This is a genomic window from Marinobacter sp. LM1, assembly GCF_042763285.1.
GTDB lineage: Bacteria > Pseudomonadota > Gammaproteobacteria > Pseudomonadales > Oleiphilaceae > Marinobacter > Marinobacter nauticus.
Map to the genome: position 1 here is coordinate 3,822,950 of NZ_CP114373.1, position 13,269 is coordinate 3,836,218.

General features: G+C 59.8%; 9 protein-coding genes. 4 read left to right on the top strand and 5 right to left on the bottom strand.

What is annotated here, in order from left to right; all coding sequences use genetic code 11:
- Window positions 1-11 precede the first annotated feature (11 nt).
- Window positions 12-1,583, top strand: a complete 1,572-nt coding sequence (locus OZ656_RS17940) for a cation:proton antiporter (RefSeq protein ID WP_379944766.1) — start codon at window positions 12-14, stop codon at window positions 1,581-1,583.
- On the opposite strand, the gene senA is transcribed toward OZ656_RS17940, so the two are convergent.
- The 3 genes from senA to OZ656_RS17955 form a co-directional block, all read right to left on the bottom strand.
- Entirely contained in the window at window positions 1,553-2,884 is a 1,332-nt protein-coding gene (senA, locus tag OZ656_RS17945; protein WP_379944767.1) for a selenoneine synthase SenA, read from the bottom strand. The genes OZ656_RS17940 and senA overlap by 31 nt on opposite strands.
- Before the next feature lie 270 nt (window positions 2,885-3,154).
- Window positions 3,155-6,268, bottom strand: coding sequence for an efflux RND transporter permease subunit (locus OZ656_RS17950; RefSeq protein ID WP_379944768.1), 3,114 nt, complete (start codon window positions 6,266-6,268; stop codon window positions 3,155-3,157).
- The gene (locus tag OZ656_RS17955; protein WP_286714494.1) at window positions 6,268-7,443 is read right to left on the bottom strand and encodes an efflux RND transporter periplasmic adaptor subunit; all 1,176 of its coding nucleotides are present in this window, start codon (window positions 7,441-7,443) and stop codon (window positions 6,268-6,270) included. Before OZ656_RS17955 ends, OZ656_RS17950 begins: the two co-directional genes overlap by 1 nt.
- A 220-nt stretch (window positions 7,444-7,663) precedes the next feature.
- Between OZ656_RS17955 and OZ656_RS17960 the strand changes: the two genes are divergently transcribed.
- The gene (locus OZ656_RS17960) at window positions 7,664-8,272 is read left to right on the top strand and encodes a TetR family transcriptional regulator (protein ID WP_379944769.1); all 609 of its coding nucleotides are present in this window, start codon (window positions 7,664-7,666) and stop codon (window positions 8,270-8,272) included.
- A gap of 7 nt (window positions 8,273-8,279) precedes the next feature.
- Here the strand turns inward: OZ656_RS17960 and OZ656_RS17965 are convergent, their stop codons facing one another.
- Window positions 8,280-10,094, bottom strand: coding sequence for an SLC13 family permease (locus tag OZ656_RS17965; RefSeq protein WP_379944770.1), 1,815 nt, complete (start codon window positions 10,092-10,094; stop codon window positions 8,280-8,282).
- Between the two features lie 261 nt (window positions 10,095-10,355).
- On the opposite strand from OZ656_RS17965, the gene OZ656_RS17970 reads away from it, so the two are divergent.
- Window positions 10,356-11,738 carry a sigma-54 dependent transcriptional regulator gene (locus OZ656_RS17970; protein ID WP_153740502.1) on the top strand — a complete coding sequence of 461 codons (1,383 nt, stop codon included), beginning with the start codon at window positions 10,356-10,358 and terminating at the stop codon, window positions 11,736-11,738.
- Window positions 11,735-12,796, top strand: a complete 1,062-nt coding sequence (locus tag OZ656_RS17975) for a transporter (protein ID WP_153740501.1) — start codon at window positions 11,735-11,737, stop codon at window positions 12,794-12,796. The genes OZ656_RS17970 and OZ656_RS17975 overlap by 4 nt, the downstream gene beginning before the upstream one ends.
- A gap of 6 nt (window positions 12,797-12,802) precedes the next feature.
- Here the strand turns inward: OZ656_RS17975 and OZ656_RS17980 are convergent, their stop codons facing one another.
- A complete protein-coding gene (locus tag OZ656_RS17980; protein ID WP_153740500.1) occupies window positions 12,803-13,267 on the bottom strand; it encodes a hypothetical protein in 465 nt (154 codons plus the stop codon).
- Between the last annotated feature and the right edge of the window lie 2 nt (window positions 13,268-13,269).

Genomic DNA, 13,269 nt, shown 5'->3' on the forward strand with positions numbered 1-13,269 from the left:
AAGATTCGCCCATGCCTGAAGCCATCTGGATAAGTTTTGCCTTTGTTATCGGCCTTCTCGTCAAGGGAATCGGTTTGCCGCCGCTGGTGGGCTATCTGGCCGCCGGCTTTGTGCTCAGCGGCCTCAGCGCAACTACCAGCATCACTGCAGAGCCCACCGATGTACTGGCCCACATTGCTCATCTTGGCGTTTTGCTGCTCTTGTTTACAGTCGGCCTGAAGCTGAAGCTACGCTCCATTGTCAGCCCGGAAGTCATCGGCGGCAGTCTGCTCCACTTTGCGATTACCTGTGTGGTGTTTGCCCCCGGCCTCTACCTGATTTTTGACCTGGACTGGACAACGGCCCTGATGCTGGCGATCGCCCTGTCCTTTTCCAGCACCGTACTGGCCGCCAAGGTACTGGAAAGCAAACGGGAACTCAGAGCCTTCCACGGCCGGGTCGCTATTGGCATATTGATTATGCAGGATCTGATTGCACTGGTGGTGATGAGTCTCGCGGCCGGCAAAACCCCCTCAGAATGGGCCGTCATTGTATTCGGCCTTCCGTTGCTCAGGCCGCTGCTTTACAGGCTGCTGGATGCCAGCGGGCACGACGAACTGCTGGTACTGCTCGGGCTTCTGCTGGCCCTGGTGGTTGGTGGCCTTGGGTTTGAGGCCGTGGGTCTGAGCTCGGAATTGGGTGCATTGGTGTTCGGTGCCATGCTGGCCAACCATCCCCGTTCCCAGGAACTGGCCAAGTCCCTTTGGAGCGTGAAAGAAATCTTCCTGGTCGGTTTTTTCCTGCAGATCGGCATTGACGGCCTGCCAGACCAGCAGGCTCTGATCTTTGCGGCAGTAGCAGCCTTGCTCTTGCCACTCAAAGGCATCCTGTTCTACTTCCTGCTGCTGGCTTTCCGCCTGCGGGCTCGCAGTAGCTTCCTCACCTCGCTGTCACTCACAAACTACAGTGAATTCGGGCTCATTGTCGCCAGTGTTGCCCTGCCAGAATGGCTGGTTCCGCTGGCGATATCGGTTTCCCTGTCGTTTGTATTTTCGGCGCCGCTCAACCGGTTTTCCCACAGTATTTACGAGCATGTTGCCCACAAGCTGGTTCGTTTCGAGAGTCAGAAACGTCATCCTGATGAGCAACCTATCTCGCTGGGTACTACACGGGTTCTGGTGATGGGCATGGGGCGAACAGGCACTGCGGCTTACGATTGGCTTGCGCCCCATGAAACGCGAATCATGGGGATCGACTCAGACCCTGCCAAAACCGAGAAACACCAGAAAGATGGGCGCAATGTCGTCTTTGCAGACGCCGAAGACACCACCTTTTGGGAAGGTCTGCACATGCCGGAACTCAACTCGGTGGTACTGGCAATGAGTGACATCGAAGGCAAGCTTATCGCCGCGCGGATGCTGCGCAAGCTCGGCTTCGAGGGCTATATCGTGGCGCACACCATGTATGCCGATGAAGCCGTAAAAATTCGCGAAGCCGGCGCCAATGATGCCTACCTCACGATGAGTGAGACCGGCGTGGCCCTGGCAAGTCACCTTATGGACAAATCAGGAATTCAGGCGGCGCAGGTGCGGAACCCGGTGTAAACATCACTGCGAAACGGCAGATACGCCTGCCGGTAGGTGCCACGGATCAGGTTGGATGAGGTGGCACAGCTACCGCCCTTGGTGACTTTGTGCGTGGCAAACTGCAGGGTCGACATGAACGGGTACATATCCACCTTGAAGCCGTCATAGGGCAGGAACTCGTTGCTGGTCCATTCCCACACCGAACCCACCATCTGCCGGCAGCCAAACAGGCTATCGCCGGCCGGGTAATCCGACACCGGGTTGCGAGCCATGGTCCGGGCATCCATATCCGCCCGCACAGCATCCGGTGACTCATTACCCCACGGAAAACGCCTGAACGGCTCACCGGGTTTATTGCCCAGCGCCGCCACTTCCCATTCATACTCGGTCGGCAACCGCCTCCCGGCCCAGGTACAGAAGGCTTCCGCCTCCCAGTAGCTGACATGGCTAACCGGGGCGTCTGGCTGCAACGGCAGCCAGCGGTCGAACACCCGTACCTGCCACTGTTCGTCATGCCACCGCCAATACTGCGGATGTCGGGGCAGCCGCATCATTGGCTCGCCAACCCCATGGATCAGGTTGACGTCCTGCTCCGATTCCAGCCACTTGCGGCCGCCGAACGACCAGAGTTCGGGACGCCTGTAACCATCATCGTCTACAAACGCCTGGAATTCCCGGTTGCTCACCAGCGTGCGACTGATGGCAAACGCCGGCAGCTCTACCTCAAAACGGGGCTTCTCGGCATCAAAGGCAAAGTCTTCGGTCGCGTACTGTTGCGACTCACCGGGCATGCCAATCACCCAGCGACCGGCCGGGATCTGAGCATCACCGCTGATCGACTCGCCCGGAGCAGGCCGATCACCTTTGTAATCCAAAGGCGCCGGATAGCCGACTGTCTGCCGACACCAGATGAGCGACTCGATGTGCATGTTCTGGTGATAAATGGCGTAGCGGTAGAGATACAGCTCCTGGTCGCTCAGCTCCCCACCCTTGATGCGTTCGGCAACCCGGTCGTAGATGGTGTTGAAATACTTGAGAGTTTCCTCCCGGCCCGGAAACAGATCCCGACTCCAGCGATCTTTGTGATCGACATGGAATGAATCCCAAAGGTCATCCATGGAAGGATCATAGCTGGTCGTTCCGTCCAGCAGGTTGAAGACAAAGACTTCGTAGAAGAAGGCGGCGTGGCCCATTTCCCAGAGCGGTGGGTTCACGCCCGGATGATACGGAACATTCAGTTTCTCTTCAGGCAAGGTAATAATCAGCTGTTCGGTCCGGCTGCGAGCCAGCTCAAGTTCGGCCAGAAGCTGAGGTTTCATGTCGTCAACCGCCATTAGTGCCACGCTCTCTCGTGTTATTCCCAAGGTATGGGAAGACGTGTCGGGAAGGCGTGTCCGAAAATGTGCGGAGCCATGGATGGCGGAGCAGAAGCGCCACATGGATGTGCCGCAAGGAGCGGTTTTTGGACACGCCTTCCCGACGCGGCTTCATACTCCAGTGAAGAGTACCAAAGAAAAAGACCGCCGAGGGCAAAAACCCACGGCGGTTCGGTCGCTATCAGCACGATAGGCGACGGAAATCAGGCCACCTCAGGCGGTCTTCTTGCGTTTGCGCCGCCAGTCCGCCAGGTCTTCGATCAGCTTGTAGAACAAGGGCACGAAGAACAGGGCCAGGGTACTGGCCACCAGCATGCCGCCAACCACCACGGTACCGATTTCCTGCCGGCTCACGGCACCCGCGCCGGTACTGAATGCCAGCGGCAAAGAACCCACGATGAACGTCAGCGCGGTCATCATGATCGCCCGGAAGCGCTGGCGGGCTGCGGTGCTGGCCGCCTCAAACGAGCTCATGCCCGTTTGCCGGTTCTGGGCGGCGAACTCAACGATCAGAATCGCGTTTTTCGCCGCCAGGCCAATCAGCACCAGCAACCCTACCTGGAAGTAGATGTCGTTGGGGAAGCCACGCAACAGCGAGGCCAGTGCTGCCCCGAATACCCCGAAGGGTACCGCGGTAGCCACTGCCACCGGCAAACCCCAGCGCTCGTATTGGGCGGCGAGGATCAGAAACACCAGTAGCAGCCCCATGCCAAAGGCGAGCGTGCCGGAGTCCGCAGAGTCCTGCAGCTGATAGGCTTCACCGGTCCAACCCAGCAACGTGTTTCGGTCAAACTGCTGATTGGCAACTTCCTGCAGCGCGGTCAGGGCTTCGCCCGTGGTGTGGCCCGGCGTCGGGTCCGCAAGCAGTTTGGCCGCGGGGTAGACGTTAAAGCGGTTCAGGATGTCCGGTCCGCTCACCCGCTCCAGCTCCACGAGTGAGCTCAGGGGAATCATCTCCCCATAGGAGGAACGCACAAACACCTTGCGCAGGTCATCCGGGTGGCTTCGGAATTCGCCTTCAGACTGCAGTGTCACCTGCCAGTTCCGCCCCTGCAGGGTAAAGTCGTTCACATACAGGCCGCCAAACGTGCTCTGCATGGTGGTGAATATCTGATCAACCGGCACACCTGCCGCCTGGGCTTTTTCCCGGTCAACAATCGCCTGATAGCGGGGAATGCCGGTATCCAGGGTCACCCGGACGTTGGTCAGTTCCGGGCGCTGATTCGCAGCCTGGCTGAACCGGTCGGCCATCGCCTTGATCTCGGCCGGTGTCCGGCCACCACGGGCCTGGATGTAACCTTCCACGCCACCGGTGGTCGACAGCCCCTGGATCGGTGGCGGGGTGAAGGCAATAACAAAGGCTTCCGGCATGCCAAACCCGATACCCATAATCTTGTTGGCAATATCGGCCGCGCCCTGACCTTCGCCTTCCCGCTCAGCCCAGTCCTCCAGCGTTACGAACGCGACACCGCTGTTGGTGCGCAAGGCACTGGAAATAATGTCAAAACCGGCAAAGGCGACAACGTCTTTCACCTCAGGCAGCTGCAGCATGTTCTGCGCCAGCTCGTCCCGGGTAGCTTCGGTGCGACTGAGGGAGGACGTGGCCGGTAATGAATAAGCCGTCAGCACAAAACCCTGGTCTTCCTGGGGCACCAGCCCGGACGGCATCTTGTTGAGCAGGAAAACGGTACCACCAATCATGGCGGCAAACAGCAGCACGCCGATCACAGCGTGGCGCAGAAGCCAGTCCACCACCGCCGAGAAACCATTGGTGACCTTGTCGAAACCGGCATCAAACCAGCGGAATACGGTGAGCTGTTTGCCTTCATGGCCGAGCAACAGGGCACACATGGCGGGTGTCAGCGTCAGAGCCACGACACCGGAGATCACCACAGATACCGCAATGGTGATGGCAAACTGCCGGTAGAGTTCACCGCTGAGCCCACCCAGGAACGCAACCGGTGCAAACACCGCCACCAGCACCAGTGTGGACGCCACCACGGCCCCGGATACCTGGCTGACCGTAGTCACGGCGGCATTGTAGGGCGACATGCCCTCTTCCTTGATCAGCCGTTCCGCGTTTTCCATGATGATGATGGCGTTATCCACCACCACACCGATGGCCAGTATCAAGCCAAACAGGGTCAGCAGGTTGACCGAGAACCCCATGGCCTGCATGCCGGCAAAAGTGCCCACCAGGGATACCGGAATGGCGATCAACGGAATCAGCGTGGCGTTGAAATGCTGCAGGAACAGGAAGGTCACCACAACCACCAGCAGCACCGCCACGATGAAGGTGGAGATCACCTCCTGAATGGAGATATCAATGAAGCGGGTGGTGTCGTAGGGAACATTGTATTCGAGGCCTTCCGGGAAACGGTCGGCAATTTCCTTCATGGCTTCGTTGACGGCTTCCGCTGCATCCAGCGCATTGGCGCCCGGCTGCAGATACACCCCCATAGGCACGGTGGCTCCGCCGTTGTAGATGGCGGCGAAATCGTAGTTCTGGGCACCCAGCTCTATCCGTGCCACATCTTTCAGGCGCAACGACGCGCCCTGATCATCACTGCGAAGAATCACTTCGCCAAATTCTTCCGGGCTGGTGAGCCGGCCCGGAGCGGACACGCTGAAGGTGAACGCCTGGCCTTCCGGCGCCGGCTCTGCCCCGATCCGGCCAGCGGCAAACTGGGCATTCTGGGCCCGCAACGCTCCGGCCACATCCGCCGGCGTCAGCTCGAACTGGGCCAGTTTGTCCGGGCGCAGCCAGATACGCATGGAGTAATCCTGGGCGCCAAACAGCGAGGCGTCCCCGATGCCGGGCAGGCGCACCAGCTCATCCAGCACGTTCAGCAGCGCGTAGTTGGAAATCTCCACCACATCCATGGAGTTGTCCGGTGAGGACAGGGTAATCACCTGCAGGATTGAGGTGGAACGGGATTCCACCTTCAGGCCCTGGTCCCGGACGGTCTGGGGCAACCGGGCCAAAGCCTGCTGCACGCGGTTGTTGACGTTGATCGTAGCCTGGTCCGGATCGGTACCGATTTCAAACGACACCGTCACCCGAAAACTGCCGGAGTCAGTGGCACTGGATTCCATGTAGATCATGTCGTCCACGCCGTTGATTTCCTGCTCAAGCGGCGCCACCACCGAATCTGAAATCACATCTGCACTGGCTCCCGGGAAGCGGCCGTCCACCACCACCTGAGGCGGTACCACGTTGGGGTACTGTTCCACCGGCAAACCCAGCAGGGCCAGCGCCCCGCCAAGGGTAATGATGATCGAGATAACCGATGCGAAGATCGGCCGGTCGATGAATGTTCTCAGCATCACTTGGCCTCCTCCGGGCTATCCGGATTGGTGACGTTGACGGCGGCGCCATCACGGAGGTTCACCAGACCACTGACAATGTAGCGATCGCCTGCTTCCAGGCCGCTCAGAAGGATTTGCCGGCTATCACTCACCGGCCCAAGCTCCACCTGCCGGACCCGGGCTTTGCTTTCTTCATCAACCACATAGACCACGGGGCCATTCTGCCCCTGGGTTACCGCCTTCTCGGGCACGGTAATCACATCGTCAAAACTCTGCAGTTCCACCCGTACCCGGACAAACTGCCCTGGCACAATCACATGCTCCGGATTCGGGAACACGGCTCGGGCCGACACCGTGCCGGTGCGGGGGTCGAGGGTTGAAGCGGTAAAGTCGATGCGGCCATCAAGGCCGTATTCGCTGCCGTCGGCCAGAACCAGGCGCGCCGAGACATTCTGTTCCTGGTCTGCCCGTACCATGCCCTCACGAGCAGCACGGCGAATGTTGGCGTCGTTTTCCGGCAGCGCAAAGCGAACGTGAACCGGGTCCAGCTGAACAATGGTGGTCAGCAGGGTGCCGGTATCGATCAGGCTACCCTCCGGAAAATCCTCCAGACTGGTCACGCCGCTGATTGGCGCCGTGACATCGGTGTAGCCGAGATCCAGTTCAGCCTGGGCCACGCCGGCATTGGCCACCGCCAGGTTGGCCCGGGCCAGTTCCAGTGCAGACTGGGCTGAATCCCGATCCCGTTCACTGACGGCGTTACGCTCAAACAAGGAGGAAATACGGTTCCATTCCCGCTCCGCTTGCTGAACATCCGCTTCGGCAACCTGGCGCTGGGCCCGGGCTCGCTGCAGTGCCGCCGCTGCGGGCTTGCGATCTATGCGGAACAAGGCATCACCTTCCCGCACCATCTGGCCTTCTTCGTATAGCCGCTGTTCCAGAATGCCGCTGATGCGAGCCCGGACTTCCACCTCCCGGGCACCCCGGGCACGGCCGGCGTAATCCTGCCTCACCGTGACATCGGCCAGCGTCGCCTGTTGCACCACAACCGCCGCCGGAGGCATCCCGCCCGCGCCGGCCTGCTGGCCTTCACCATCCTGACCGCTGCACCCCGTTAGCATCAGCAGTGTCGACAAACCAGCAAAAAGCAGCCCCTTGCGGGCGTTAGGGCGATGAGACATTTCAACGGGCATGGCGCGCTCTCCTGAACACCGAAACAGATCGTGTCATCAATTATGTAAATGTGTCCGGGCCAGCCAGCCCGGAGTGGCAATCGGTAAGATCAGGCAAGATACATTCATCCATGTATGTATGTAAACTGTCTTCAGGTATACTTACGTAGTTCCCGCAAGCGGTTCATACCCTGACGGGCCGGGACAAAGCCGGCGCAACACACCACCGGAAGACTTCATCATGGCGAGAAAGACAAAAGCCGAGGCGGAAGCCACCCGCGAATCCCTGCTCGATGCCGCCGAGAGCATGTTCATGGAGAAAGGCGTTGCCCGGGCATCGCTGGAAGAAATTGCCCGTACCGCCGGTGTAACCCGGGGCGCGGTCTACTGGCACTTCCGCAACAAGCAGGACATCCTGGATGCCATGCTGGAGCGGGTTCGCGCGCCGCTCGGCGAAATGCTCGATGAAGCGGCCATCAGCCAGGACAGCCTGACCAACCTGAAGCATCTCTGCGTTATCGCTCTCAGCAAGCTGGCCGAAGACGAACAGTACTTCCGGGTGTACTACATCCTCTTCCACCGCAACGAATCTGATCAGGCGCTGAACAAACACCGGGAGCTCGCGGAAGAGGGAATTGCCTTTGTGACCGACATTTTCCGCAGTCCTGAAAACGCGAAAAAACTGCGTCCGGGCCTGAGCCCGGAACTGGCGGGCTATCTGGTGCATACCCAGATGCTGGGACTGTTCTTTGACTGGCTCGCCAAACCTGAACGCCTGCCTCTGGGGGAGGTTGCGCCGGTGCTGGTAGAAACCGTTTTCAGCGGTCTGCTGGGCAAGCCCGACGCCTGAGCTCCAGTCAGCCCCATACCCAGAGAATAACCGGCACCGCCGTGGCGGTGACCACCACAGACAGTGGCAACCCCAGGCGCCAATAATCGCCGAACCGGTAACCCGCGGGTTCCATGACCAGAGCATTGGATTGATGCCCTATCGGGGTCAGAAACGCGCAGGATGCGCCGATGGCGACGGCCATCAGCGTTGCGTCCGACGACAGCCCCAACTGACCAGCAACACCCAGGGCAATGGGTGCGACCAGAATGGCCGCCGCGGCATTGTTCACCACATTGGATAACAACATGGTGCCAATCAGAATAATCGACAGCACCAGCCAGGGCGCCTGTCCCTCACCGATGGCCAGAATCTGACGGGCGATAAGATCGGCGCCGCCGGTGGTCTCCAGGGCCTGCCCCACCGGAATCATCGCCGCCAGCAATACCACCACCGACCAGTCGATGGCCTTGTAGGCATCACTGGCTTCCAGCAGTCCGGCCAGCACCATGGCGACCGCACACGCCACCAGCGCAACGGGAGGCGTCACCCAGCCGGCGACAATAACGAGGATGGCAACGGCAAACAGCCCACCGGCCAGTCCGAGGCGTTTCTCCCGGCCAAACGCCAGCCCCCGTTCAGCCAGCGGCAGACAGCCCAGCGTCCTCAGATTAGCCGGAAGCGTCTCCTCGAAGCCCTGCACCAGCAGGATATCACCGGAACGAAAACGGATATCCGCCAGCCGCTGTTTGAGACGGTGGCCCTGCCGGGCGACGGCCACGACGTTGACACTGTAGCGCTCCCGAAGATTCAGACGGTTTGCGGTACGGCCGACCAGCTGTGAACCGGGTGTCACAACCGCCTCGATCAAGCGGGCATCGCCGGCAACCAGCTCATCCTCCGCCTGTTGCCGACGCCCTTTGCCTCCGGTGCCATCCTTTTCTTCCTCGTTCGGGGCGCCCGAAGCCAACGTCAGACCGGTGATCTCCAGAAACTCGCCCAGACTCTCGGTATCGGCTTCCACCAGCAGGACATCGTTTTCACGCAGAATGGTAAAAGTTGAGGGTGCCGGCGTTGTTTTGTCATCGCGGATCAACGACAAGACCACCAGATTGTTCTGGCTATCTCCGGCCGTCAGCAGGTTGTGCAGGGTGCTACCGGCATAGTCAGAACCTTCGGTCAGTTTCAGCTCCGTCAGGTAATCGCCCACGCTGAACAGTTTCTCGCCGGCGGCCGGGTCCTCCCGTTTCGGTGTCAGACGCCAGCCGATCAATCCGATAAAGACGATACCCGCCAGGCTAATGGCCAGCCCCACCGGCGCAAAGTCAAATAGCCCGAAGGTGCCCGCCTCTCGATAGCTGGCAATGATGATGTTGGGCGGGGTACCGATCAGCGTAATGGTGCCGCCCAGCAGCGACCCGAACGCCAGAGGCATGAGCAGCAGTGAAGGCGACCGCCCGGCTTCCCGGGACATCCAGATGGCGACCGGCATCAGAAGCGCCAGTGCCCCCACATTGTTGATAAATGCCGAACACACGGCCACCACGAGGGTCAGGGTCAGCACCTGAATCACGGCATTGTTCCCCACCCGGGCCAGCAGCCGCGCCACCTCGTCTACCACACCACCGTTAACCAGCCCCTGGCTGATAACCAGCACCGCCGCCACGGTAATCACGGCCGGGTGTCCGAAACCGGCGAATACGCTGTCAACCGGCACCAGTCCCGCAATGGCCACCGCCAGCAGCGCCAGCATGGCGACAACATCAAACCGCAACCGGTTCCAGATAAACGCTGCCAGGGTGACAAGCAGAACGGCAAATACAATCCATTGATCCGCTACCATGCCCCTCGACTTCCTCCATAACCGTCAATAAGTTTTACAGATCGAGCCCGCGCCAGCTCGGGAACCATTAGCAAGCATCTGTATTAACGGGATTACCCGATTCTGGTGCAAAACCTGCTATCGATCAGCTGAGACATTACCTGCATGGAAGCCCAGGCAGGTCACAGGGTCGTGGTCGACTATAGCAGTTCCCGCAGCAGTCCCCTCTCGTTTTCGAATACAGCGTTGTCGGTTGTTCAGTCCCTTTGCCGGAGCAAAGCTATGGAACAGAAACGACCGCTTGTCTGGTTGTCGGCGGCCCCTGATGCTGAAAACACACAGCTGCCCAACCTTCCTGGCTGGCAGATGACCGTCATCAATAGTCAGCATGCCCCCGTGCTCCCAATGCCCGACTACCTGGGCAAACCCGTTGGGGTCTGTGTTCTCGCCGACCAGGACCCACCCACCCTGGAAAACACCAAAGGCTGGCTGGAAATGCTACCGGTAACCACCTGGTTGGCGGTGGTCGGGCGACAGCAACTGAACAACGCGATGGTGTGCCGCCTGATCCGCGACTACTGCCAGGATTACCACACTCTTCCACTGGATCATCAACGACTGATCAATAGCCTTGGCCATATGTGGGGCATGCACGCCCTGAGCGCGAACCTGACTGGCCCGGAACTGCTCAGTTACCAGGACTATGTACTGGATGGTCCGTCACCGGCTATTCGTCAGGCCCGCAGCCTGTTGCGACGCTTCGCCGCAACTCAGGAACCCGTCATCGTCTACGGGGAAAACGGCACCGGCAAGGAGGCAGCAGCCCGGTTTATCCATGAACACTCGCCGCGCCACCATGGCCCCATAGCGGTCATCAACTGCGCCGCGCTACCCGAGCCCCTGACCCAGAGCGAACTGTTCGGCCATGAGCGCGGTGCCTTCACGCACGCACTGAAATCCAGAAAAGGTCGTATCGAAGCCGCCAACGGCGGCTCCCTGGTGCTATTGGGTGCCGATGAGCTTGGCCTTATGCAGCAATCTGCCATCCTGCGCTTCCTGGAGGAAGGCACAATCGAACCCGTGGGCTCGAATCATGCCGTGCGAGTCGATGTGCGGGTGATCGCCACCTGTAATACCCAACTGGACCAGAAAGTCGCAGAGGGCAGCTTCAGAAGCGACGTGTTCTATCGGCTTGGCAACCTCACGGTAACCCTGCCACCGCTCAGAGACCGTCTGGAAGACCTGCCATATCTGGCCCAACGGGCCCTGGGCACATCGGAGGGAGAACACTACCGGCTTGGCAACGCCACCTTGCTGGCCATGGCCGCACATTCCTGGCCGGGTAATCTGCGGGAACTGCAGAACCGGCTTCGGCAAGCCGTCCTGCTTGCCCGGCAATTAAGCATCCAGCCCGAAGACCTGGGCTTGCCCCCGGTCAAATTACCCACACACATCGATCAGTTCAGCCTGGAGGCATACAGAGCCCGGGCGGACCAGGAGGCCATCGCGACCAGCCTCGCCCTGACGCATCACAACGTCTCGGCGGCCGCGAGGCTTCTGAATATTTCCCGAGTCTCGTTTTACCGACTGCTGGAAAAACACCAGCTGCAACCACCATCGAACCACGGCCTTTCCAAGAAACGCGATCATGGAGATCTGTCATGAAACGTCTGGCCCTGTTCAGCTTCAGCCTATGCCTCACCCCGCTCGCCCTGGCCGCCCCCCCTGCCCCGGATGAACGCACCACCGGCACCGCCGAGCAGCGGGAAGCTGCGGCCCAGGACAGCGCAACTACCATTGCTTCCATTACCGCAGACCGGGGTATCGTCACCCGGCCCGGGCGATTTACCATCGAGCCATCGTTTTCCCATGCCCACAGTAACGCCACCCGCGTGGCGGTTGAGGGGTACACAGTCATTCCGGCCCTGTTGGTGGGTTTGATCAATATCTCCGAGATCCAGCGCGATATCTTTGTCAGCGCGCTGTCCCTGAAATACGGTTTCACCAGCCGGCTGGAAGGCAGCCTGCGGGTGCCCTACCTGAGCATTCGGGAAGACCTTCGGGAACGGGAAGTGTTTCAGGGAACGCCAGTCGATACCGTCCGGGAATCGTCCGGTGATGGCATCGGTGATGCCGAGTTATCGATACGTTACCAGCTCAACGATGGCCTCGATGGCTGGCCCTACCTGATCGGTACTTTCCGGACCCGGGCACCCACCGGCGAAGGCCCCTACGATGTCGACCAGCGAATCATTACCGACAGCAGCGGCAACCCCATCGGGGTAGAGCTGGCCAACCGCCCCACCGGTTCAGGCTTCTGGGCAGTGGAACCGGGACTTTCCTTTATCTACCCTAGCGACCCGGCAGTTCTGTTCGGAAACCTGAGTTACGCCTGGACTATCAAGGAAGAGCAGGGCTTTGAAAACGGTGGCACCGTCGACCCCGGCGACGTGGTGAGATTCGGCTTCGGAATGGGCTTTGCGTTTAATGAACGCACTTCGTTCAGCCTGGGCTATGATCACTCGGTCATTCGCAAAACCACCTTTGAACATGGCAACGACCTGTTCTCGTCCAACTTCGACCGAATTCAGGTGGGTTCACTGTCTTTTGGGCTGTCGCACCGGCTTTCGTCCTCAACCACCATGAGCCTGACGGTGGCGGTGGGAGTCACCGACAACGCACCGAACAGTGAGATCACCCTCAAGCTACCGATCAATCTCTGAAACTGATCACGGCAACATAGGCAGACTGAAATCCCGTGGCAACCGATAGGCGCCGCCGAGGTTGTTCAGTTCAATATTCAACTGCCGGATATTCTGGATGGTGGTTCCGTTCAGACTGTTCTGGATAACCGTCATCCAGCCAACCGAGCCGGCCACGGCGGTATCAAGCGCCAGCTGCCCTGCTTCGCTCTCCCAGGCTCCCCGAATGGATGCCAACTGGGTGCTCAGGCGGTCTGCGGCCATGGGATCGTTCAAATTCGGAATGGTCAGGCGATTTACAACCAGGGTCTGACCGTTCACGGCCAGTACCTGCTCAAGGCCAATGGAGATCTCCAGATTGTTCATCACAAAGCCGCCCCGGAGCTGATCCAGCTCGGTATCCGCCAGGCTGGTAACAGGTAGTCTCAGCTCGGCATGAACCGGCCCGGCTAGCAGACTCAGAGTAATCAGAACAGCCCATCCTTTAACCATGG